Origin of the sequence: Shewanella waksmanii ATCC BAA-643, from assembly GCF_000518805.1 — a bacterium.
In the GTDB taxonomy this organism is placed as follows: domain Bacteria; phylum Pseudomonadota; class Gammaproteobacteria; order Enterobacterales; family Shewanellaceae; genus Shewanella; species Shewanella waksmanii.
This window is the reverse complement of sequence record NZ_JAEH01000008.1, coordinates 24,383-47,710: the sequence shown is the minus strand read 5'-3', so window position 1 is coordinate 47,710 and position 23,328 is coordinate 24,383. Positions and strand designations below refer to the sequence as shown.

20 protein-coding genes and 1 riboswitch are annotated in these 23,328 nt (G+C 45.3%); of the genes, 10 read left to right on the top strand and 10 right to left on the bottom strand.

Features of this window, described 5'->3' with window-relative positions; genetic code table 11:
• The first annotated feature begins 28 nt into the window (after positions 1-28).
• Positions 29-451, top strand: coding sequence for a hypothetical protein (locus L865_RS0105320; RefSeq protein WP_028772279.1), 423 nt, complete (start codon positions 29-31; stop codon positions 449-451).
• A gap of 15 nt (positions 452-466) precedes the next feature.
• Here L865_RS0105320 and L865_RS0105315 read toward each other — a convergent pair whose 3' ends face one another.
• The 5 genes from L865_RS0105315 to L865_RS0105295 all read right to left on the bottom strand — a co-directional run bounded on the left by L865_RS0105315 (position 467) and on the right by L865_RS0105295 (position 6,246).
• Positions 467-1,048, bottom strand: coding sequence for a thymidine kinase (locus L865_RS0105315; protein WP_028772278.1), 582 nt, complete (start codon positions 1,046-1,048; stop codon positions 467-469).
• 202 nt (positions 1,049-1,250) lie between these two features.
• Positions 1,251-2,021, bottom strand: coding sequence for a transporter substrate-binding domain-containing protein (locus L865_RS24490; RefSeq protein WP_051484455.1), 771 nt, complete (start codon positions 2,019-2,021; stop codon positions 1,251-1,253).
• Positions 2,022-2,552: 531 nt separating this feature from the next.
• Positions 2,553-4,118 (bottom strand): Na+/H+ antiporter NhaC family protein, encoded by a 1,566-nt coding sequence (locus L865_RS0105305; RefSeq protein WP_028772277.1) that lies wholly within the window; start codon positions 4,116-4,118, stop codon positions 2,553-2,555.
• A 79-nt stretch (positions 4,119-4,197) separates the two neighbouring features.
• Positions 4,198-4,417: riboswitch (Lysine riboswitch) on the bottom strand.
• Positions 4,418-4,573: 156 nt separating this feature from the next.
• Entirely contained in the window at positions 4,574-5,497 is a 924-nt protein-coding gene (locus L865_RS0105300) for an electron transfer flavoprotein subunit alpha/FixB family protein (RefSeq protein WP_028772276.1), read from the bottom strand.
• Positions 5,497-6,246, bottom strand: a complete 750-nt coding sequence (locus tag L865_RS0105295) for an electron transfer flavoprotein subunit beta/FixA family protein (protein WP_028772275.1) — start codon at positions 6,244-6,246, stop codon at positions 5,497-5,499. Before L865_RS0105295 ends, L865_RS0105300 begins: the two co-directional genes overlap by 1 nt.
• Positions 6,247-6,555: 309 nt before the next feature.
• Between L865_RS0105295 and L865_RS0105290 the strand changes: the two genes are divergently transcribed.
• The 6 genes from L865_RS0105290 (at position 6,556) to L865_RS0105265 (ending at position 13,268) form a co-directional block, all read left to right on the top strand.
• Positions 6,556-6,948, top strand: a complete 393-nt coding sequence (locus L865_RS0105290; protein ID WP_028772274.1) for an H-NS histone family protein — start codon at positions 6,556-6,558, stop codon at positions 6,946-6,948.
• 164 nt (positions 6,949-7,112) lie between these two features.
• Entirely contained in the window at positions 7,113-10,163 is a 3,051-nt protein-coding gene (locus L865_RS0105285) for an amidohydrolase family protein (RefSeq protein ID WP_028772273.1), read from the top strand.
• On the top strand, positions 10,163-11,437 hold the full coding sequence (locus L865_RS0105280; protein ID WP_028772272.1) for an amidohydrolase family protein: 1,275 nt from the start codon (positions 10,163-10,165) through the stop codon (positions 11,435-11,437). The genes L865_RS0105285 and L865_RS0105280 overlap by 1 nt, the downstream gene beginning before the upstream one ends.
• Before the next feature lie 64 nt (positions 11,438-11,501).
• On the top strand, positions 11,502-11,885 hold the full coding sequence (gene rcsF / locus L865_RS0105275) for an Rcs stress response system protein RcsF (RefSeq protein ID WP_028772271.1): 384 nt from the start codon (positions 11,502-11,504) through the stop codon (positions 11,883-11,885).
• Positions 11,886-11,906: 21 nt separating this feature from the next.
• On the top strand, positions 11,907-12,620 hold the full coding sequence (gene tsaA, locus L865_RS0105270; protein WP_028772270.1) for a tRNA (N6-threonylcarbamoyladenosine(37)-N6)-methyltransferase TrmO: 714 nt from the start codon (positions 11,907-11,909) through the stop codon (positions 12,618-12,620).
• Between the two features lie 21 nt (positions 12,621-12,641).
• Entirely contained in the window at positions 12,642-13,268 is a 627-nt protein-coding gene (locus L865_RS0105265) for an acyltransferase (RefSeq protein ID WP_028772269.1), read from the top strand.
• A gap of 61 nt (positions 13,269-13,329) precedes the next feature.
• Here L865_RS0105265 and L865_RS0105260 read toward each other — a convergent pair whose 3' ends face one another.
• The 3 genes from L865_RS0105260 to L865_RS0105250 all read right to left on the bottom strand — a co-directional run bounded on the left by L865_RS0105260 (position 13,330) and on the right by L865_RS0105250 (position 15,827).
• The gene (locus L865_RS0105260) at positions 13,330-14,631 is read right to left on the bottom strand and encodes a phosphatase PAP2 family protein (RefSeq protein ID WP_028772268.1); all 1,302 of its coding nucleotides are present in this window, start codon (positions 14,629-14,631) and stop codon (positions 13,330-13,332) included.
• Between the two features lie 270 nt (positions 14,632-14,901).
• On the bottom strand, positions 14,902-15,399 hold the full coding sequence (locus L865_RS0105255) for a GNAT family N-acetyltransferase (RefSeq protein WP_028772267.1): 498 nt from the start codon (positions 15,397-15,399) through the stop codon (positions 14,902-14,904).
• The gene (locus tag L865_RS0105250; RefSeq protein ID WP_028772266.1) at positions 15,396-15,827 is read right to left on the bottom strand and encodes a GNAT family N-acetyltransferase; all 432 of its coding nucleotides are present in this window, start codon (positions 15,825-15,827) and stop codon (positions 15,396-15,398) included. Before L865_RS0105250 ends, L865_RS0105255 begins: the two co-directional genes overlap by 4 nt.
• A 307-nt stretch (positions 15,828-16,134) precedes the next feature.
• Here L865_RS0105250 and L865_RS0105245 point away from each other — a divergent pair, with 307 nt between their 5' ends.
• Both L865_RS0105245 and L865_RS0105240 read left to right on the top strand, forming a co-directional pair.
• The gene (locus tag L865_RS0105245; RefSeq protein WP_028772265.1) at positions 16,135-17,844 is read left to right on the top strand and encodes a proline--tRNA ligase; all 1,710 of its coding nucleotides are present in this window, start codon (positions 16,135-16,137) and stop codon (positions 17,842-17,844) included.
• Between the two features lie 204 nt (positions 17,845-18,048).
• The gene (locus L865_RS0105240; protein ID WP_028772264.1) at positions 18,049-19,173 is read left to right on the top strand and encodes a patatin-like phospholipase family protein; all 1,125 of its coding nucleotides are present in this window, start codon (positions 18,049-18,051) and stop codon (positions 19,171-19,173) included.
• Here the strand turns inward: L865_RS0105240 and L865_RS23185 are convergent.
• Together L865_RS23185 and L865_RS0105230 are read right to left on the bottom strand one after the other, a co-directional pair.
• Positions 19,148-19,906 (bottom strand): SGNH/GDSL hydrolase family protein, encoded by a 759-nt coding sequence (locus L865_RS23185; RefSeq protein ID WP_084632472.1) that lies wholly within the window; start codon positions 19,904-19,906, stop codon positions 19,148-19,150. The genes L865_RS0105240 and L865_RS23185 overlap by 26 nt on opposite strands.
• Positions 19,907-20,062: 156 nt before the next feature.
• Positions 20,063-22,012, bottom strand: coding sequence for a monovalent cation:proton antiporter family protein (locus tag L865_RS0105230; RefSeq protein ID WP_028772263.1), 1,950 nt, complete (start codon positions 22,010-22,012; stop codon positions 20,063-20,065).
• A gap of 437 nt (positions 22,013-22,449) precedes the next feature.
• Between L865_RS0105230 and dgcS the strand changes: the two genes are divergently transcribed.
• On the top strand, positions 22,450-23,328 hold the full coding sequence (gene dgcS, locus L865_RS0105225; protein WP_028772262.1) for a diguanylate cyclase DgcS: 879 nt from the start codon (positions 22,450-22,452) through the stop codon (positions 23,326-23,328).

Below are 23,328 nucleotides of genomic sequence, written 5' to 3'. Positions count from 1 at the left end.
CAGCCATAACAAAAGGATGACTACAGACATGTTGATATCTCGTCGTCAGTTATTTCAATTCACTGCATTGTTTAGCATGCTGTTTGCGTTGGTGGGTTTTAGCTATAACGTATGGCGGATGGAGATCAGTGAGCATAACAATACCATGCGTGCGGCCAGCTTTGAGTTATTACTGCAGCTGTCCGAGTTAGAAGCGATTGTCTATGCCGCTCACTATGACAAGGATCCTATTGGTGGCAATCCGCGCAAAGGCTGGATTAAAGTAAACTTGGTTTTTGACCTATCGATGATCACTACAGTGCCACTGCAACAACAATCACAGCAGCTAAAAAATGTATGGCAACAACATTGGTCATCCATGGCACAAGATCAACAAAGCGCCAGCGCAATTATTACCGAAATAGACAACAGTCGCGCCAGTGTGCGTCAGCTACTGGCGTCACTGCAATAGTGCGTTAGCGCGAGATTATTGATCCCAAAGAAACTCACGAAAATGTTTTCGGCACACTGACTCATAACTCTCATTGCCACCAATGGCCACTTGCTCACCCTCACGCATTGGCTTGCCGTCGCCATCTAGGCGCAACACCATGTTCGCTTTGCGGCCGCAATGACAAATGGTCTTTAACTCAATCAGCTTGTCTGCCCAAGCGAGTAAATACTGGCTACCGCTAAACAGTTCGCCCTGAAAGTCAGTTTTCAGGCCATAACACAGCACCGGAATATCGAGCACGTCCACCACATAGGTCAGTTGTTTAACCTGCTGCTTACTTAAGAACTGCGACTCGTCAATCAAAATACAATGCAGCGGTTTTTGTTGATGTGCTTGCTCAATGACCTTAGCGATATCATCTTGGCTACCAAAGACTTGCGCATCAGTTTCGATGCCGATACGAGAAGCCACTTTACCCACGCCATAACGATCATCTATCGATGCAGTCATCACTAAGGTATTCATGCCGCGCTCACGATAGTTATATGAGGATTGTAATAGCGATGTCGACTTGCCGGCGTTCATTGCCGAGTAGTAAAAATAAAGCTGAGCCAAAACTGCTTCCTTAGCGGGGAAAAAGGCTGATAAGTTTACCGCGTCGCCGTATCCCATTCCAGATATAACTTATCAGCTAACGGGAAATTTGATCCTTAGCAAACATATAGGATACTTGAGTAACTATGATGAAGTTTGGCCCGGCTTATTGGCTATCACTCGATGCCAAAATACCGATCATGACCTGACGACTAACTAGCCGCTAATTATCACTACGATGGAACCATCGCTGATACAGCTGGGGAATTTCACCAGAGTCCAGCAATTGCTGAACCGCCTGATTAACCTCTTGATGCAGACTGGCATTGCCCTTTTTTACCGCCACAGCAACCGGCGTCCCCGATGCAGGTTGCGCTAAAATACTCACTTTAACACCACGCTGTTTTGCTAAAAATAGTCCCACCGCCTCAGGCATGATGGCCGCATCAACAAGGCCTGAATCAAGACGCTGCATCGACACTGCTTTACTGGCGGTATTTTGCAATCGATATTGGTATAAGCTCTGCTGTTGCTGCCACTGGCTTTGTAAGGTTGAATGCCGATCGCCCGCAACCAATCGGCCTTCGAGATCAGCCAACTGTTTAATCGACTGATTGCCACTCAATACAAATACCGCATCTCGGCGTTCATAATAAGGTGCTGAAAAATCAAATACACGCGCACGAATAGAATTAATTTCCATGCCGACAATCAGGTCTATTTCACCAAACCTTAGTTGATTGAGCACGGTATCCCATTGCCCCTGAACAAACTCAAAATCTCGCTCTAAGCTGTTTGCAATAAGCTTGGCTACATCGACATCGAAACCAGCGGGATAATCATCTACTTGGTACTGATAAGGTGGAAAACCAATGGATATGCCGAACTTTAGCGGTGTGTTATCGGCACTCAAACTAGGCGCACAAAACAGCGCCGTGAACAGCAAAGCTAAATAAAATAAGATGGGATTGGCTAAATGGTTAAGCCTGTACATTACGTCCAGTTAACCCTTTTTGAGTACTAATGCATTTATTATAGCAGTATTAAAAAAACCATTATTAGTGATAGAGCCCAATTTCAAGAAGTTGTTAGCAGCTTATACCAATCAGTATAAACATTTAGTCACTCAGCGAGAGTTTAGCGGTTCTGAGGTAAGGTCCTTAAATGCTCCTGCATTAATGACATTCACCACATCCATGTGGCTTGCAACGAGTGAAGAGCATAGTTATTCTACGGTTGAGCTCGTTAACACAGCATCAGAATCGCTAAAACTCGCCATTCTGGCGCGTTTTTGGCTGCCTACTTCTGCGTTGAATAATTTCACAAGGGAACAACCATTGTTTCAATCATTCGCCTTGAATTAGTTTGCCCAAAGCGCGCTGAGTAGATCAAATTCTTATACTGATTGGTATTACACCCACCCCAATAAAGACAGCGGCAATCTAAAAATAAAAAAGCACTTTATCAATCGATAAAGTGCTTAGTATTTAACCCTGCTTAAGTTGTTACAAATAACGACTCAATACTATGCAGGTTGCTTTGACTTCACTCTAAGAATTAACACACTAATAATGAACAATACTGTACACGTCAGTAATCCAGCAGTTAATGACTCAGTAAAACCAAGTACGGTGTAACCACCCAAACTGATTATTACCACAATCACTGCATAAGGAAGTTGCGTCAATACGTGGTCGATGTGATGACAGTTTGCCCCAGTTGAAGACAAAATCGTTGTATCAGATATTGGCGAGCAATGATCTCCAAATACCGCACCTGCAAGCACTGCGGCCAACATAGGTAACATCATATTAGTGTGCGTACCCATCGCCATATCCGCGGCAATCGGCAGCATGATACCAAAGGTGCCCCAGCTAGTTCCGGTTGAAAATGCCGTTAGGCCAGCTAGCACAAACAGTACCGCAGGTAACAAGGCGAACGGAATATTGCCAGAAGCTAAGCTCGCCATGTATTTACCGGTCTCAAGTTGGCCAATTACACCGGCAATAGTCCACGCAAACAGTAAGATGTATATCGCTGGTAACATAGAGCGCGCACCGGCAACTAAACCTTTAACCAGTAGCCCTTTCTCAAGCCCTTGACTGACTACCAACGCAACTGTTGCCGCTAAACCAATCAAAGCGCCATAGAACAATGACCAGGCAACATCAGTCTTCTCAAAGGCACCAATAACCGAGAATTCAATCGAGTCAGCTGCCAATGCATCAGCGCCGCTGCTGATCATGAAATAAATAGTCGCGGCAACGAGTACGGTGATCGGTAAGAAAAGACCAATAATTTTACCTGAATCAGCCTCAGGTAAATCGCTGTTAGCCCCAGGGGGTAAGCCTTTTGATTCATCGTAAAGATTGCCTTTTTGTGCATTTAACTCATGCTGACGCATCGGGCCAACATCTAGCCCCATAAAGGCCACACACAGCAGCAATAATAGTGCAAAAATGGCATAGAAATTCATGGGAATCATTTGCACAAACACACTTAAATGGCCGGTATCGGTAAAGCCATGTGCAGTTAAAATACCGCCGATTAATGCAATAATATATGCGCCCCAACTCGACACTGGTGATATAACGCAGATAGGTGCTGCGGTGCTATCGAGTAGATAAGCTAATTTACTACGAGAGATGTAATAACGATCGGTGAGCGGTCTCGCAACGCTACCCACAACTAAGCTATTAAAGTAATCATCAATAAAAACCACACAACCCAAGAACATGGTCAGCAACTTGGCGTCACGCTTATTGCGAATACGAGTTCTTGCCCATTCTGCAAACGCTTTTGCTGCTCCGCTCACAGTAATTAACGCTGTGATCATTCCTAGTAGGATTAAGAAGCCCAGCAAATAAACATTCCAGCTGTTCATGGCACCGTCTTCCCAAAACAGGCCTACGGCTTGGTTAGCCAAGTACTGACCTGAATCGACTACGGCAAAATCGGTAATGAGCAAGATACCCAATAAGATACCCACACCGAGAGATAGCAGCACTTTACGAGTAAATATGGCCATGAGAATTGCAACCACAGGTGGTAGCAACGAGAGCGCTGAATCAGCGTAACTTAGAGTCGTCATTTATTATTTTCTTCGTTTTGAGTACGAATGGAGGCGACTGAACTGGTGGGATATGGATGAAGATATCAAAAACACCTGTCCTTTCAGTAGCGCTCCATAGTAATACCCAGCATTATATAGGTATAACATTTTCTTATCATCCGGATAAGAAGTCTATGGCAGTGCTGTCTCTATTCGAGAACAGCCCCAGCAGTTAACTTTGATGAGTGTAACAACTTCGGCATTCAATCCTTTCCTTGCAGGTCTTAGGCATCACCCTCGCTGCAGGTACTTATATCTCATGCACCTCTACTTTTCAGGACGTTCTCAACCTAGGCTGAAAACGTGAGGCTCATCAAAACATAAGCGGCTTTGAGGATGCCACCTCAAAACCGCTTGATGTGATCGATGTCACACTAATAATAATGCTGACACCAAGGCTATAACCTTACAATTACAACCTATTGATATTTAGCTTAGACCAACTTAGTTAATGCTGGAATGGCATCAAACAAATCCGCTTCTAATCCATAATCAGCCACCTGAAAAATAGGCGCTTCTGGGTCTTTGTTAATCGCCACAATCACTTTTGAATCTTTCATGCCAGCCAAGTGTTGAATGGCACCGGAGATCCCCACAGCAATATACAAATCAGGCGCGACAATTTTACCCGTTTGACCCACTTGCAGATCGTTAGGAACAAACCCTGCATCAACCGCAGCACGAGACGCGCCCAATGCACCACCCAACTTATCAGCCAAGGCCTCTAAAATGGCAAAGTTTTCACTGCTTGCTAACGCACGTCCACCAGAAACAATCACGGCAGCGTTGCCAAGCTCAGGACGCTCAGACTCAGTCAAGCTTTGTGATTCAAAACTCACTTGGCTTTCAATCACAGTATCAAGCGTAACCAGTTCTGCATTGCCGTCACTGGCCACAGCATCAAACGCGCTAGAGCGTACTGTCATGACTTTCTTTGCATCAAGACTTTGTACTGTTTCCATCGCATTACCAGCGTAAACAGGACGTACAAAGGTATCGTCACTCTTTACTTCAACCACTTCAGACAACTGCGCTACGTCAAGCAGTGCTGCTACGCGGGGTAATACATCTTTACCTAAGCTCGATGCACTCGCCAAAATGTGAGAGTAATCAGCACCAATCCCGCTGATAAGCTCGCCCAAATTGTCAGCCAAGCCATGGGCATAAGCGCTAGCGTCTGCAACCAATACTTTAGATACGCCATTAAGTTTAGCCGCTTCACTTGCTGCCGCTGCACAATTAGCACCAACCACAAGTACATCCACATCAGCGCCGATTGCCTGAGCACAGGCTACAACTTTGGCAGTATCTGCTTTCAAGCTTTGGTTATCGTGTTCTGCAATTACTAAAGTTGTCATTAGATCACCTTCGCTTCGTTCTTTAACTTATCAGCCAGCTCTTCAACTGAACCCACCATAACACCCGCTTGACGCTCAGCAGGTGGCGTAACACTGATCACCTTTTGATGCTCCCCTAAGGTTACCCCTAAGCTGTCTACAGACACGGTATCAAGTGGTTTACGCTTCGCCTTCATAATGTTGGGTAATTTGGCATAACGAGGTTCATTTAAGCGCAGATCAGCGGTGATCACCGCAGGAAGTGGCATCTTAATGGTTTGTAAACCACCATCAATCTCACGAGTAACGCTAACCGCACCGTCGGCAACACTGACTTCTGAAGCAAATGTCGCTTGTGGTAACTTAGCTAATGCCGCCAGCATTTGTCCGGTTTGATTATTATCACCATCAATAGACTGCTTGCCGAGAATAATCAGCTCTGCTTGTTCGTTGGTTTGAATGGCATTGAGGATTTTTGCAATTGATAGTGCACAATAGCTGTCATCTGTTTCAACATGGATGCCTCTGTCTGCACCTAATGCCATTGCCGTACGAAGTTGTTCTTGCGCAGCTTTAGGGCCTACTGTCGCAACGACAATTTCACTGACAACGCCTGCTTCTTTTAAACGTACTGCTTCTTCAACAGCAATTTCACAAAATGGATTAATAGCCATTTTTAGATTAGCCGTGTCGACAGCAGTATTATCAGCATTCACTCTGACTTTTACATTTGCATCTACGACACGTTTTACTGGCACCAAAACTTTCATAAGGCTTCCTTTTATACGTCTCTCGGTCTCATACAATGGTACAGCTTAGGCTATACAGAATAGCAGTCACTTTACGTGCTGTTGACGTTAACGTCAATAGAGATTCAAACGCCCGTTTGTATTGAGAACTTGCCGACTTGATTATTACCACCCGAATAAGTCGTTATTTATATAAAAAGACTATTTCCTGATTATTTTTTGTTTATATACGTACATATTTTAAACTTTTATTTGATTGTGAGTTAAATCCTTTCTATTATTAGCGGTGATACAAATAAACAAAGTTACATAAATAGGACCACTATTATTATGAGCGATTTTTTAGATATATTAACTCACGGCCGTCGCTTTAAAGCGGCAGTCAAAGAGTTATCAATTGATGAATTAAAAGAGCTATCGGGTAAGCTTGAAAAAATCATCACAGATAGAGAGGCAAAAATTGCCGCTGAATCTGAAGCATTAGCGGAGCGTAATGCCAAGATTGATGAAATTCGTAAACAAATGGAAGCAGTTGGTTTATCAGTAGATGACCTAGGCGCAGCAGCATTAAAAGCCGCACCTAAAAAACGTGCTCCACGTCCAGCGAAATATAAGATTGAAGTAAATGGTGAAACCATTACATGGACTGGCCAAGGCCGTACACCAACAGTATTCAAAAATGAATTAGATAAAGGTCGTAGTATGGATGACTTCCTAATCTAACGACGATTGTTTTATCGAATTTAAAAAGCCGAATTGAATCAATTCGGCTTTTTTTGTTTAAGCACAGCCGTTGACACTATCCGTAACAAATCCACTTTGGTGTTTCAGCACTAATTACGATATTCTTTGACAACCTAGGCCATACTTATCAAATCATTTTATATATGCATAACAATAATAAAACTGCGCTAACTTGCGCTTTGCTAGGTATTACACTTAGTCCTAGCTTACACGCCAACTCGCAACTCACTGATAATACACCAAAACTCACGGCGCTAACCCATGCTAGGTTAATGCTCGAGCCAGGTAAGCAGCTTGATAATGCCACGCTTATTATTGAGAACAACAAAATCAAAGCAGTGGTAAAAGACAATGAGGTTCCTCAAGGAGCGTACGTGGTGGATATGCGCGGATATACTATTTATCCCGGCTTTATCGATCCCTTTACTGAGTACGGCGTTGATTACCAGTATCCCGAACAATCAAGCTCTGGTCCGGTGACGGATATCAAACGTATTGGCGGCAATGCCGCAAACGGTGCTATCCACTCACAGCAAAACTGGGTCGACTATATATACCCAGATAAAGACAGCGCTAAAGCGTGGATCAATAACGGCTTCACGTCGGTGCAAGCTGGTATTCATGATGGTATTTTTCGTGGCCGCGGCGCGACCATATCCTTGGCGGATAAAAAAGCAAATGAGGTGATTTATAACGCATCAGCGAGCCATTTAATGGCCTTTGATAAAGGCAGCTCAATTCAAGACTACCCCAACTCATTGATGGGCAGTATTGCGCTTATAAGACAGACATTTTCAGATGTGCAGTGGTATAAAGCTAATATCGATAAAGCCCATTCCAAACAAGCAAAAAACAATATTGAATATAATGCTGCATTAGCCAACCTAACCAATATTGACAAAGAACATGTTCTATTTGAAACCCGCAATCTCAATAATCTATTGCGCGCAAGTACCTTATTAAAAGAAGCAAAGATTAACGGCACCTTGGTGGGTAATGGTCGAGAATATGCCCGAGTCGATGAGATAAAGGCCAACCAATATAGCCTAGTATTACCGCTCAACTTCCCGGCCGCCCCGCATATTACTGATACCGACAGCGAACGTGATATTCCATTATCACTATTGAGACATTGGGAACGTGCTCCTGCTAACCCAGCAGTCATAGCCGGTGCGGGGATCCCCTTTGCCTTAACACAACACGGTATTGAAGCCGAAGAGTTTTGGCCACGCATTCGCCGCGCTATCGAAGCGGGCTTATCTGAAGAGCAAGCACTATCAGCATTAACCACAGATGCTGCGGAAATGGTGGGCACTGCAGAGTTTAGTGGCAAGCTAAAAGCTGGTTATACGGCCGATTTTGTTATTGCTAAAGGTAACCTATTTACTGACGGAACCATCCACACGGTTTGGCTGCAAGGCCAACCACAACAGCTCATTGATAGCCGTAATGCTCATTTAGAGCAGCAATACCTATTACAGTTGGGTGATATCAATCTAAGTTTAGATCTTAAGCAAGGTGACAAACTCAGCGGCACTCTCAGTAGCGGCGAACAAAGTATTGAGCTAAAAGCGCTTGCCTATCAAGCTGGTCGATTAACATTTACGGGTGATCTCAGTGAAGCAGGCTACCCAGGAGTCAGCCGTTTTACCTTGTGGTTTGACGATAAAGGCGCCCGTGGCAGAATGTTAGATTCAAGTAATCAACAGTGGCCAGTGGCGGGTATTGCCTCGCCTAAAGCGCCGCAACCTGCGGTAGTAAAAGCTGCGGAAAAAGCGCACTACGTATCAAGCGTCACCAAGCCCAATGTCGCTTACGGCTTAACCCAAGCTCCAGAACTTGAAAAAGTTCATATCAAGAATGCCACCGTGTGGACCTCGACCTCTGATGGCGTGTTAGCCAATCATGACGTCATTATCACCCGCGGAAAGATAGATGAGGTTGGCGAAAATCTTTCCACGCCTTCTGGATATCAAGTCATTGATGCAAAGGGTAAACACCTTACAGCGGGTATCATTGATGAGCATTCGCATATCGCCATCAATGGCGGCACCAATGAAGCTACCGATGCCATTACCTCAGAAGTCCGTATTGGCGATATTCTCGACCCCGATGCCATTGCACTTTATCGTGCCTTAGCTGGCGGAGTCACCACGGCGCAATTACTACATGGCAGTGCTAATCCGATTGGTGGACAAGCTCAGGTAATTAAAACTCGCTGGGGCGTGAGTGCCAACGAGCTGAAAATGACGCAAGCACCAAAGAGTATTAAATTTGCACTGGGTGAAAACGTTAAGCAAAGCAACTGGGGCGATGACTACGATGAACGTTTCCCACAAACGCGCATGGGGGTGAAGTCATTATTTGAAGAAGCATTTAATGAAGCCAAAGCTTATCGACAATCTAAGCAAGACTGGTCAAAAATGCGTTCAAGTGAAAAACGCCGACAAATTGCGCCTCAACCTAATTATCGCCTAGAAGCGATTGCTGAAGTGTTAGCAGACGAGCGCGATGTACATATTCATTCCTATGTGCAGTCTGAAATCCTGATGTTTCTGCGTTTAGCTGAAGCATACGGTTTTAAGGCAAATACCTTCACTCACATCCTTGAAGGGTACAAGGTAGCGGATGAAATGGCGCAACATGGCGCACATGCATCAACCTTCTCTGACTGGTGGGCTTATAAATTCGAAGTGTACGATGCCATTCCCCAAAACACCTGCTTAATGCAAAACAAAGGGGTATTGACCAGTATCAACTCTGATGACTATGAGATGCAGCGCCGCTTAAACCAAGAAGCAGCTAAATCAATGATGTATTGCGGCATGAGTGCAACGGATGCCTGGAACATGGTTACCATTAATCCCGCTATCCAACTCGGTATTGATGACTATGTCGGTTCTATTGAGGAAGGCAAACATGCAGATGTCGTATTATGGAGCGACAACCCACTGTCGATTTATGCCACGGTTGAATCCACTTGGATAGACGGTAAACGCTACTATGACAAACAGCAAAACCGACAAGCTCAGCAAGCCATGGATATAGAGCGTGCCGCGCTCATTCAAAAAATTCTTAACCGAGATGCAACCACAGAAATGGGTAAACCTGAAGTGTTGGTACAAGAACCCGAATGGCATTGTGATACCCATTACAATGCTTGGGACCAACAGCACGCAGGGAGTGTAAAATAATGAAAACAATTATCTCTTTAGCCGCAGCCGTATTCAGTCTAAGTTCACTCAGTGTCGCTGCCCATGATATGGTGCCTGCGCCTGCGCAGACACAAGACATATTAATTAAAAACGCCACGGTCCACTCACCTTCTAAGGGTGTGTTAACTAATACAGATGTGTTGATTCAACAGGGTAAAATTACTGCTGTTGGCCCGACCCTTAACGCCGCAGATGCCACTGTCATCGACGCCACTAATAAGCAGGTTTATCCAGGGGTTATTGCACTCGATACCAGCTTAGGTTTAGTTGAAGTTGAAATGATGCGTCCCAGCAATGATGTCTACGAGGTTGGTCAAAGTAATCCGCAGATCATCGCCGTCAGCGCCTACAACCCTGATTCTGAAATTATCCCTACCGTGCGGGTTAATGGTATCACCCATGCACAAGTGGTGCCTCAAGGTGATCTATTAGCCGGTCAGTCTTCATTAGTGTCATTAGATAGTTGGACAATTGAAGATGCACTCGTACCCGCAACTCAAGGGTTTCATTTATACTGGCCGTCAATTCGTCGCTTATCTCAAGATAAAGACAAGCGCAAAGAACAGCTCGATGAGTACCAGCAGCAGCTGAAACAGATTGAGCAGATGTTCGCCGACGGTCAACGCTATCACCTAGCAAACCGTGATAAGCAAGTCAGTAAAATCGATTTACGTTGGCAAGCGCTGCAGCCACTTTACCAGCGCCAAGCGCAACTATTTGTGCATGCAAATAAACAGCTGCAAATAGAAGAAGCTGTTGCGTTAGCCAAGCAATATGATTTTAAGTTGGTCATTGTCGGCGGTTATGACAGTTGGCGACTGGCTGATCTGCTTAATGAAGTTAATGCCAGCGTGGTTTACACCCGTACCTTTAGTCTACCAATGCGCCATGATGAACCTTTAGAGATGAGCTTTAAAATCCCCTCTTTACTCGCAGAGGCTGAAATACCTTTTGCTTTAGGTTTTAGCTCAGATTGGAACAGTCGTAACCTTCCTTATGCAGCAGGGCAAGCGGCAGCCTATGGTTTGACCCAACAGCAAGCATTAAAATCCATCACTTTAGATGCAGCTAAGATACTTGGTGTGACCGATATGGGTGATATAGCCAGCGGCTATCGTGGCAATGTGATCATTGCAGAAGGTGACCTACTTGATCCTATGACCAGTCGCATAGAGCAGCTATTTATCGATGGTCGTCAAATTGATCTTAATAATCGCCATCAACAGCTTTATCAAAAGTATCTAAAACGGTAGAATTTTACCAAGCCGCCTAAATGTAGGCGGCTTCCTTTAACCGAACCTCATCACGGATGCTTATATGAAAATCACCCTTCCTTTGCTGTGTACCCTGTTATTGAGTGCATGTGCAGGTAATTATACCTTTAATAGCAACCTCAACGGCGAAGCCATTGATGAGTACTTTAAAGCATCTGATGTCAGCGTATTCAATGAGGGCGAGCAACCTCGAACTCCCTATGAGCTAAAAGGTATGGTTGAAGGCGAGACATGCCAAATCAGCCTTAACGATGCACCTGCATCGATTGTTGAAGCCCGCACTATTGCCCGCAGAGCTGCAGCCGACAAAGGTGCCAATGGCATGATAGTTAAAAAGTGCATGTTGTTTGAAGAGCGTACCGAGAGCTGTTATAGCCGAGCTTTTTGTGTCGCGCAAGCCATCTCATTAAACACCACCGAACAGTAAACTTGGCGCGTAATCAACCCAATGACATTCACCAATCAAGTGCAAGCGGTGGCGATTTGCCATACCCCCTACAAACAGAAATTTGGTATCCCACGCCAGCCGGGGTTAGTAAAAGCAGCCCATGGATATATTGAACTCCAAGCACCATTTAATCATATCGATGCGGTCAGGGGCTTGGAGCAATACTCGCACATTTGGCTATTATTCAGTTTTCATGAGAACTTGGCTCAAGGCTGGAAAACCACTGTGCGTCCACCTAGGCTAGGCGGCAATGAAAAGCTCGGTGTGTTTGCTACTCGCTCAACCTTTAGACCCAATGGTATTGGCCAGTCTGTGGTTGAATTGCGTGACATAAGCCAGGTCAACGGCAAAGTACGATTAGGCATTGGCGCAATGGATCTGCTTGATGGTACTCCCATATTAGATATCAAACCTTATATCCCTTTTTCCGATGCAATTGCTAACGCACAAGGCGGGATTGCCCATGAAGCGCCACATACCTTAGCGGTGCGCTTTACCGATAGTGCCAAATCTGCCGCCTTAGCCGCCGAAAGTCGCTATCCACAGTTACTTATGTTGATTGAACAAGTGCTAGGACAAGACCCAAGGCCAGCTTATAAGCAGGCTAAACAGGATGACAAACAATATCAGGTCGCACTGTATGATTTAGATATATTATGGCGTGTTATCGATGAGCAGATCATCGTGGAGGCGATTCGCCCGGGTCAGTGTTAACTTTGGTAAATAGACATTATGATGAGCAGTAATGAAAGCAGCAATATCGACTATCAAGGCCAACATAAGCGTCGCCTCGCTTACATGCCGTGGCTATACTTTTCATTAAAAGCCAAACATTTAAACTGGGCTAAACCTTGGCAACAGCAAATTCAACAACAGCTTTCAGCCCTAGAAACGGTGCAAATAGGTGAAGATTGTTTCATTGCGCCAAACGTTAACCTATTTGCCGAACCCGGACGCGATATCATTATAGGTAAGCGTTGTATGATTGCCGCCGACAGTTTTCTTCACGGACCGATTGAGTTAGGTAATGAGGTGGCGATTAACCATGGCTGCTCGCTAGATGGTGGTAAAGGCAAAATTGTTATCGGCTCGCAAACGCGTATTGCCAATAATGTCACTATTTATGCATTCAACCATGGCATGTCACCTGACAAGCCAATCTATCAACAAGTCGTTGACTCAAAGGGTATTATCATTGGTTCAGATGTTTGGATCGGTGCACAAGCAGGGATAGTGGACGGAGTTAACATTGGCAACTGCGCCGTCATAGGCATGGGGGCTATCGTCACGAAAGATGTGCCTGAGTATGCCATTGTGGCGGGTAATCCGGCGAGAATAATCGGCGATAGGCGCGACAAGTAAGTCAATTAATTGCATAAAAAAGGCCAAACACACTGTTTGGCCTGTTATTTACTATATCGACTTAAAATCGATTAGCAAAAGTAAGTACTACGCTACTGCTATCATAATCATATAAAAAGCTGGTTTTTTGATCTAATTCGGTTTGGGTATAGCTATATTTTACGCCGATATCCCAAGCTTTGTTTAACTGGTACCTAATACCTGCTTCAGCGACTAAATGACTGTCACTTTCCCAAGTTTGATACTGTAAATTGGTTTGCAGCGAAAAGCTCTCACTCATGTTCCAATTCAATTTGGCAGTACCCGCTGGTAACGCCTTCCAATCTTCATCATCTGAATAGCGTCCGCCGCCATCATCAAGATCAACATCAAGCCCAATCAAATGTACATAAAGGCCTAGTCCAATATCCAGCTGCAGGCTATCAGTTAATGACAAACCTTTATAAACGTTTCCGCCTAATACCCAATGGCGAAACGCAGTCAACACCTCATCACCGACACGATATTCGACACCATCCACGGTAAAGTCTTTCGCAACCACACCACGACGACGGGTTTCAGATGGTAAAAACTCAGCCTCAATAAAATCACCACCGCCAAGCTCATACTGATAATTCACGTACGAAAATGGCTGCGCTTCATCAATAAGTTCATCATTAGTCAAAAATTCGGCCGCACCGGCCTGTGCAGAGCTATCAGCAAAGTTAGCCCCTATCCCCAACTCTAAACGATGTTTTAACTTCTCAACTTTTTGCGCCTTTGGCTTAGTTGACTCAAACGCTTCACCGGTTACCGTCACCCCCATTGCCATGCCGTCTGCGGTTGGTGTTGCATTGATATATACACCTTCAGTGCGATAAGGAGAGACAAAATATTGATTCATCAAAAACGCCGTGGCGCCACCAGCGACAACATCACCCGCATAGTGACGATTGCCATGAATACGACTTGCGCCGACAAATGTAGCTGCCGCATAGGCGGGAATTCCCCAATATGCACCATATCGACTTTGTAAGAAGGCTGCCCCAGAAAAGGCTGCACCTGTATGCCCTGACGGGAAAGAGTTCCAGCTACTCTCATTCGGGCGTTTACGTCCAACCCCTTCTTTAACACCATGAATAATCAACTGGGTGCTTAACGTCGCATAGGTCAACTGTTTAGCACCTTCAAAATCATCATGTAACCAAGCAGCAAAATAACCCGTTGCCGGCAGTAATATTTGTAGCATATCACCGGCTTTTACAATCGAGTCATTAACTGAGCGGTTAATATCATTGTCTTCAAGGCCATTGTTCTCATCAGCTAACACTGGCAAAACACACAGCGAAGCCATCAACGCAGTCGCAATTGGAGTCAGTCTCATAAAATACCCTTAATCGGAACAAACACATTAACAATCTTATTGTGCACATGCTGGCAGCACACTTAAGTCACGCTTATTTACATACCACCAACAAATGGTAACACATTAATGGAAAGCTGCTGGATTATTACGATATTTTTCAGCGTAATAGCACCATTACCATCTAAGCTAACGCAAACGGTAGTGGCATAAGAAATGTAAAAAATTATCGCAGACTAGCTCGCTTGCAATGAGCAACTGTGGCTCATTACAAGGCTTTTACAGAAACGATTAACGGCCAACTTTGGCCATCAGGTGGGCATCAATAAATTCACCGCCACGAAACGCATACGCTTTAGCGGTACCTTCAATAACAAAGCCAAATCGCTGATATAGGCTAATAGCAGCGTGGTTATCGGTATAAACTTCCAGCTCAATACGAGTGATTGCCAGCCAGTCATTTGCCAATTCAACAGCTTGTTGCATGAGTGCCTCACCCACTTGCTGGCCACGATGATTTTCATCGACGGCCATACCGATATTGGCGACATGTTTGCGCCTAGGGCTGGCAAAAACTTCCATGCCTAGTTGCCCCACTACCGCCCCCTCAACTTCAGCCACTAATGAATAAAAATGTTCATGGGTTCCTGATAATCGCGCTTGCCATTGCTCAAAACTGGGGTGTGGCAATTGCAACGTATTGGCATAGCACGAAGGTTGCGCATAAATGGCCTTAATGGCTGCAATATCGCTGTCACTGCTGTGTCTAACTTGAATATTAACGGTCATTTATCGCTGTCCTGATAAATATTGGGTTGCCATTTTTGCATTAAAATTTCTGGGTTAGGCACCGGCTCAAAACCAAATTGGGCGTAAAGCCCGTGGGCGTCCCGTGTGGCAAGCATTTGTCGCCGTAACCCCTGTAACTGTGGATGTGCACCAATGTAGGCCATCAGCTGCTTACTTAAGCCGTTATTGCGGTATTGCTGCAATACAAACACATCTGCAAGGTAAGCAAACGTGGCTTTATCGGTAATCACCCGGGCAAACCCAACTGTGTGTTCAGCACTATTTAGCAGAGCAAAACACAGCGAGTTTTGCATACTACGCTCCAATGTTTCCCTTGGGATAGAATTGGCCCAATAGCTACTGCTGATCACTTGGTGGATCAAATCGATATCCATCTGCGCAATATCTTCAGTAATTTGATATTCCATTTATCCACTCCTTTCCCTAACACAGGGTTATTCACTCTCATGCCTTGCCAATCAACTGTCCAAGCTTAACCAAATCCTATGTGACTGAAAAAATTAGTTAAGTCGCTGCCACCTTCATTTAAGTTACCCTAATTTGGCGCGACAACAAAGTCGCTTTTGTAACAATTTCTCGACGATAATCGATTGCCTCATTAACCTAGGACTGAGACTTCTCAGCTTGCGGTGCTAAGCCGCCAATAAACTAGGTGACATAGGCGCTAACGGTGCTAAAATATCGGCCTATTTATTTCTAACCTGGATATTGGGAATGCGAGTTAGCAAGTACCTGCTTTCAACACAAAAAGAAACCCCAGCAAATGCTGAGGTGATCAGTCATCAATTAATGCTTCGTGCCGGTATGATCCGCCGCAACGCTTCTGGCCTATATAGCTGGTTGCCGACAGGTTTACGTGTATTACGTAAAGTTGAAGCCATCGTTCGTGAAGAGATGAACAAAGCAGGTGCGGTTGAGATCCTAATGCCTATGGTGCAACCAGCCGACTTATGGCAAGAGACGGGTCGTTTTGAAAAATTTGGCCCTGAGCTGCTGCGCTTCCAAGATCGTCATAACCGTGATTTTGTTTTAGGTCCAACCCATGAAGAAGTGATCACTGATATCATTCGTAAAGAAGTTAACTCATACAAGCAGTTGCCTTTGAATTTGTATCAGATCCAAACCAAATTCCGCGATGAAGTTCGTCCGCGCTTTGGTGTCATGCGCTCACGTGAATTCTTGATGAAAGATGCTTATTCTTTCCACTTAGATCAAGCGTGTATGGATGAAACCTATGAAGCGATGTTCCAAGGTTATTGTAATATTCTTAGTCGTCTTGGGCTTGAATATCGTCCAGTAATGGCCGATACCGGCTCTATCGGTGGTAGCTTATCCCATGAGTTCCACGTGTTGGCCAATAGTGGTGAAGATCTTATTGCCTACTCAACGGCTAGCGATTACGCGGCAAACATCGAAAAATGTGAAGCGCCGTTACCCACAGCGACTCGTCAAGCTGCGAGCAGCGACATGACTTTAGTCGACACGCCCAATGCTAAAACTATCGCTGAGCTGGTTGAGCAACATGACATTGCCATCGAAAAGACGGTAAAAACCTTAATCGTCAAAGGTGCAACTGAAGAAGCACCACTCGTTGCCTTAGTGATCCGTGGCGATCATGAACTCAACGAAGTGAAAGCTGAAAAAATCGATGCAGTACTGTCACCTTTTGAGTTTGCAGACGATGCCGAGATCCGTAAAGTCATTGGCGCCGGACCAGGATCAATTGGCCCTGTCGGTTTAGAAATTCCAGTATTTGTTGACCATAGCGTTGCGATAATGAGCGATTTTGGCGCTGGCGCAAACCAAGATGATAAGCATTACTTTGGTATCAACTGGGAGCGTGACTTACCAGAAGCACCAGCCTTTGATTTACGTAATATTATTGAAGGTGAACCTAGCCCATGTGGCGAAGGCACTATCGCACTTTTACGCGGTATTGAAGTTGGCCATATTTTCCAACTGGGTAGCAACTACTCTGAAGCAATGCACGCCAACGTACTTGACCAAAATGGTAAGTCTAAAACCTTGTTAATGGGCTGCTACGGCGTTGGTGTAAGCCGCATGGTTGCTGCCGCTATCGAGCAAAACCATGATGATCGCGGTATTATCTGGCCTGATGCGATTGCACCTTTCAAGGTAGGTATTCTGCCGATGAACATGCACAAATCTCATCGCGTTAAGGATATGGCTGAGCAACTTTACCAAGACTTAAATGATGCGGGTTTTGAAGTGTTATTTGATGATCGCAAAGAACGCCCAGGTGTGATGTTTGCCGATATGGAGCTGGTTGGTTTACCTCATGTTGTTGTCATTGGCGATCGCAACATTGATAACGGCGTATTTGAATACAAAAACCGTCGTACGGGTGAGAAACAAGATATCCCATTTGATCAACTGATTGACTTCTTAAAGTCACAAGCCTAATTCATTAGCTTGCTAGGCTAAATGCCGACCTTAGGGTCGGCATTTTTGTTACTCCTATCCGTCATTACCTGAATGAGCAGCCCGCTACAGGTGTCTTTAACAAAAAAAGCCGCCGTAAATCTGATAATAATCTACTTACTTACTTGATTTTAAGCCATATTAAGCGCTTTAATAAAAGTAGCCCTAATCGATGGAGTGGTGATATTGGCAGCAAAAACAGCACTTGTACTCGGCGGCGGTGGCGCCAGAGCGGCCTACCAAGTCGGTGTGCTCAAAGCGATAGTGCAGTTCTATCCACGTAATCATGGTATACCGTTTAAAATCATTTGCGGCACCTCAGCCGGCGCCATCAATGGCACCTCTATTGCGACTCATGCTTCTTGTTTTCATCTCGGCGTGCGCAAACTTGAATGGGTTTGGCGTAATTTTACCTGTCACAAGGTGTTTAAGTCATCGTTCCCAGGAATTTTATCGCACTTAGGCAGCATGGCCTTAATGGGCCTGCAAGATGAGAAAATCAATACTAACCCGGGCAGCTTATTTAATAACGATCCGCTGCGGGACTTACTCAATCAATTGATCAGTTTCGCGCGTATCGACCGCAATATTGCCAGTGGGGCATTAGCAGCCTTAAGCGTGGATACTTCTTGTTATAACTCGGCAAAATCAATCACTTTTTTTCAGGGCAATCGACATATTGATGAATGGCATCGGGCCAGACGTGGTGGTCAACGAGCACAGTTGAATACTGAACACTTGCTCGCGAGCTCGGCCATTCCATTGGTTTTTCCCTCAGTAAAGCTCAATCAAGGCTATTTTGGTGATGGCTCTGTGCATCAGTTAGCTCCGCTCAGTAGCCCTATTCACCTCGGGGCGGAGAAGATTATGGTGATTAACTTAGAAAGCCTGCACAAGACTCAGCATCAAGACTTAGAGCATCATCCGAAAACAGCGACTATCACAGGTCATCTATTAGATACCATCTTCTCCGATACATTAAACAGTGATTTGGAGCGGCTTTCTCGGGTGAATAGCACCCTTGATTTGATTGAGGCTGAAAAGCGTAAAACATTACCACTGAAGAAAATTGAGACCTTAGTCATTAAACCCAGTGAAGACTTGAGTCAGATTGCCACCAAATACTATCAAGAGATGCCACTTGCAGTACGCACCATGTTGCGCCCGATTGGTGTCAATCAGCAAACCGACTCAAGTATCGCCTCTTACCTGCTGTTTGAGCAATCATATTGCAGCGCACTGATTAATCTTGGCTACCAAGATGCCATGTGTCAGATTGATGAGATTAAGCAGTTTTTTGATATTGATTAATCTCGGCCACATTGAAGTGTTTCTTGCACGCTGAAGCGATAGCCTCCGCCCAAATTTGATAGCTCGCTTCACTGGGATGAAAGCCATCTTGGGCTAACGATAACTGCCCATTTTCATTTGGGATTGCCAGCAGCATCACGTTGGCATTGCGCTTAACCTGTTGCATCAAACCTTGATTGAACAACTTCGCCCGTAAGCCCATGCAGTAACGCAACGGCTGCGGTAATGCACTAAAGTGCTCTAATGGCGGCACTGCAGTTAAGATGACTAACTGTGGCTGCAATCGTGATTGTATTTGCTGTAAAAATTGTTGTTGCAGCCTCAACCAGCCGCGTTGACTAATCGGGCTAAAAATATCATTCACCCCTAGTGAAATCACAACTACATCAAAATGCTGCTCAGGCAACTTATCTAACCAACGAAACGCCCCTTTGGTGGCAAGGCCAGAGCGGGCATGTAAGCGCCATTCCAGATTAAAGTGCTGATTTAAGCGAGTAGCGATCGCGCCACTTAACGCCTGTTGTTGATGGCTTGCTCCCACACCTGCTGCTGCGGAATCTCCAATGATTAATACTGACAAGGTCTTGTCCGACTGAGACGCTGCAGCTTGATGGTGCCTCACCCCTTTGGGCTCAGGTAAACGCAACGTCGATGCTTTCACTTTCAGTGCCTGAATTAGCAGTAGCGGGCTCAACAACAAAGGCAATACCCGATAATAAAGCGTCAACATCATTGTTCTCCTTAGCGGTTGTCCAATGACATCAATCTCTATAAGCCACTGGCTTACTGATGCCACCCGCTAACTTAAACACTGCCGTTTTATTGGCGGCTTGCGGGCATCTAGTTTCTGGTTGCTGGTTTTAATGAACTGCAGGCTAAGTGCTAAGCACTAACCCTGCAGCAAGTAATGTTCGGCCTTCTCAATTCGCCGAGGCTTACCCAGTAAAATCAAGGTATCACCGGCTTTAATACACCAATCTAGCTCAGGGCTTTCCACCTCGGCGCCTGCGCGGCGCACCGCTCTAATTTCAACCCGAAGTTTATCCCACGGGATATCGGACAAAGGTACACCTACAACATGTGCCCCTTTAGGTAATGCTACGGCATGCAGCAACTCTAAGGTGAAATCGGTTTCTGCACCTGAGAAAAAGCCATGCAGATATTGATAATGGTTACGGCGTTCATACTCCAAGCGCTTAAGAATGCGGTTCAACGGCACCCCGCACTGATATAACACCTGCGAGACCAACATTAAGCTGCCTTCTAAACTCTCTGGGATCACTTGGCTAGCCCCTGCCTGCTCTAGCTCTTCCATGCCCTCATCGTCTCGAGTACGAACTAAGATTTTGGCATCTGGTGCCAGCTGACGACAAAGTGGCAACACATCTTCTAATATGCGCCCTTCGCTAAAGGTTAAAACGATTAGCTTGGCTTGCTTAATTTTCGCCTGTTTTAAGATACTGCGTTTGCTCACATCACCAAAATACACCGGCTCACCGGCGCGCCGTGCTTCAGAGACTCGAGTGGGATCTAAATCAAGTACCAGAAACGGCACCGCTTCAGTCTTCATAAAGCGAGCAATGGTTTGGCCCACTCGGCCATAACCTAAAATCAATACTAAATCGTTGGCATGTTCTAACGCGGGATCGATGTGCAGATCTTCGGGGCTACGCCCTCTGGCCCCCTGTAATCGCCTAGCAATATCGACGCTATGGCGCACTAACCATGGCGCGACAGCCATCGACAAGACTGCCACCATGACTAATTTAGTGCTTAAGGTGGGTGCCAATAATTCGTAATTCACCGCCAGTGCTAACACCACAAAACTGAACTCACCCACTTGGGCTAAGCTAATTGCGGTGGCCACAGAAGTTCTAAACGACTCTTTCGCTAAGCGCAACAGTCCAAACACAATGACGGCCTTACCAACAATCACCGCCACAACTAACAACAGAATTTGCCACCAGAAAGCGAGCACTAAAGAGAAGTCGAGTAACATCCCTATTGAGATAAAAAATAACCCCATTAGCAGATCACGAAACGGGCGAATATCGGCTTCTAGTTGGCGCTTATATTGGCTTTCACCCAGCAGCATACCCGCCATAAATGCGCCAAGCGCCATTGATAGACCTATCCACTGCGTAAACGCACCAGTAATTAATGCCACGACCAAGGTCGACAGCACAAATAGCTCATTAGAGCGTGAGCGAGCCACCTCATCAAATAGCTTGGGCAATGCCCATTTACCAAAAGCCATTAACAATACAAACGCGGCGACCCCCTCTAACATGGCATAACTAATACTTTGCCATGTCATAGGCTCGCCTTGAGCAGAAAGTAAAGGAAGTAAGATTAATAAAGGGACAACAGCAATATCTTGGAACAACAAGACACTGACAGATAATTCACCGTGGCGGCGACGTAACCACCCTTGCTCATTGAGCAGTTTGAGCACAATTGCAGTTGACGACAGGGCAATCGCTGAGCCAACAACAATGGCTTCGACTAATGACAAACCACTGACTAGGCTCACCCCTATGGCTACAATCGCGGTCACAAAGACTTGCGCACTACCTAGGCCAAACACCGTCCGGCGCATAGCCCACAATCGAGGTAACGAAAACTCCAGCCCTAAGCTAAACATCAGTAGGACCACACCCAGCTCAGCCACCGAATGCATTTGATGTTGGCTAAACCAATTGAATCCTGCTGGGCCGCTGATCACCCCGGTGGCAAGATAAGCCAAAATTGCCGGCAATCCGGCACGACGTAATAGTGCGATAGCAATAATCGCAATAACCAGCATTAGCAACACTTGGATCAGAAAACTATGTTCCATCTACTCACCAACATCAATGTTGAAAACCATCCATTGCGCCAGGAGAATAATTGGCGCAGCTTGTATACATTTGGCTCTATGGCTACTGTCATGATTGAGCGAATTAGCCACCTCAGTTACATTAGCACAACAATAGACATAACCAATTGAAAAGTTATATATTAAATCACCTAACTTGATACGGCTGATTTCGGCTACAAACGCCCCTTGGGCGATTGAGACACCATTTCACGGCAAAACGACCCTATTAACATTACGCTAACATAGTATCTAATCAAATACAGCCGCTTAACTGTCAAAAACATGGCGGAAGCAAAACTTCCTCCATTTCCGCTCAGCACGGCAGTTTCAAGCCAATTTATAACTATTTTTAAACATCGGCATGCATATTGCTTTATATCTACCATTGATGGTCCGTTTTTGGTGGAGTAAACATTATGGACTTTGGTTTAGCTACGGCTTATTACCCTGAAGAATATCGTTATCAAAATGCACACAATGCAAGACTTGGTAACACACCCGATATGACGAAAATTATACAACAGCTACATGAGAGCTTAGATCCGCGGACAGTCTTTGCCTGCTTTGGCAAAGTCATGGGCCAACATTTGCCGATCCAAGGTGTTGCATTGCGCTACAAGGACTATCAGTTTGCTTGGGGCCGTAAGCAAGGGCTTGAGATCAAACAACATCTTGAGGTCAGTGGCGAAACCGTGACTTTAAATTATCACGTCAACTCTCCACTGATGCCTTCTCAAGCGGAGATCATGCAGCAAATTCAAGGCTACTTACTCCAGCCTTTAGTTAATGCAACTCGGTATAGTGAGATGGCAAAACAGGCCATGTTCGACTCGCTTACTCAGCTAGGCAATCGTCACTATTACAATGAAAGTATAAGACAAGCCATTGCACAAGCTGGCCGCAGTCACCAAGCGCTATCCATGATTGTGTTAGACCTAGATAACTTCAAAATGCTCAATGATCGCTATGGACACCTTATTGGCGACCAAGTATTGACGGCTTTCGGACAAATACTATCCAACAGCATTAGAGCCACAGATCAGGCATTTCGCACTGGGGGAGATGAGTTTGTCATTATCGTTCAAGGCGACAAGCAAGCGGCATCGATTCTTTGCGACCGCATTCTCACCGCGATAGGTGACAACATTCAATTGGGTAAATACTCAGTGCATAGTAGCTTAGGTCTAACCCAGTGGCATGCGCAACTAAACGCAGACCAACTCTATGACCAAGCAGACAAAGCGCTTTATGAGGCGAAAGCTGCTGGTAGAAACTGCTACAAAGTGGCGTCTTAA

Coding starts and splice junctions, on each gene's coding strand:
- L865_RS0105320 (WP_028772279.1), top strand. CDS start 29: ATGTTGATATCTCGTCGTCAGTTATTTCAATTCACTGCATTGTTTAGC.
- L865_RS0105260 (WP_028772268.1), bottom strand. CDS start 14,631: ATGAGACTGACTCCAATTGCGACTGCGTTGATGGCTTCGCTGTGTGTT.
- rcsF (WP_028772271.1), top strand. CDS start 11,502: ATGAAAATCACCCTTCCTTTGCTGTGTACCCTGTTATTGAGTGCATGT.
- tsaA (WP_028772270.1), top strand. CDS start 11,907: ATGACATTCACCAATCAAGTGCAAGCGGTGGCGATTTGCCATACCCCC.
- L865_RS0105280 (WP_028772272.1), top strand. CDS start 10,163: ATGAAAACAATTATCTCTTTAGCCGCAGCCGTATTCAGTCTAAGTTCA.
- dgcS (WP_028772262.1), top strand. CDS start 22,450: ATGGACTTTGGTTTAGCTACGGCTTATTACCCTGAAGAATATCGTTAT.
- L865_RS0105300 (WP_028772276.1), bottom strand. CDS start 5,497: ATGACAACTTTAGTAATTGCAGAACACGATAACCAAAGCTTGAAAGCA.
- L865_RS0105255 (WP_028772267.1), bottom strand. CDS start 15,399: ATGACCGTTAATATTCAAGTTAGACACAGCAGTGACAGCGATATTGCA.
- L865_RS0105295 (WP_028772275.1), bottom strand. CDS start 6,246: ATGAAAGTTTTGGTGCCAGTAAAACGTGTCGTAGATGCAAATGTAAAA.
- L865_RS0105245 (WP_028772265.1), top strand. CDS start 16,135: ATGCGAGTTAGCAAGTACCTGCTTTCAACACAAAAAGAAACCCCAGCA.
- L865_RS0105265 (WP_028772269.1), top strand. CDS start 12,642: ATGAGCAGTAATGAAAGCAGCAATATCGACTATCAAGGCCAACATAAG.
- L865_RS0105290 (WP_028772274.1), top strand. CDS start 6,556: ATGAGCGATTTTTTAGATATATTAACTCACGGCCGTCGCTTTAAAGCG.
- L865_RS0105305 (WP_028772277.1), bottom strand. CDS start 4,118: ATGACGACTCTAAGTTACGCTGATTCAGCGCTCTCGTTGCTACCACCT.
- L865_RS0105285 (WP_028772273.1), top strand. CDS start 7,113: ATGCATAACAATAATAAAACTGCGCTAACTTGCGCTTTGCTAGGTATT.
- L865_RS0105230 (WP_028772263.1), bottom strand. CDS start 22,012: ATGGAACATAGTTTTCTGATCCAAGTGTTGCTAATGCTGGTTATTGCG.
- L865_RS24490 (WP_051484455.1), bottom strand. CDS start 2,021: ATGTACAGGCTTAACCATTTAGCCAATCCCATCTTATTTTATTTAGCT.
- L865_RS23185 (WP_084632472.1), bottom strand. CDS start 19,906: ATGATGTTGACGCTTTATTATCGGGTATTGCCTTTGTTGTTGAGCCCG.
- L865_RS0105250 (WP_028772266.1), bottom strand. CDS start 15,827: ATGGAATATCAAATTACTGAAGATATTGCGCAGATGGATATCGATTTG.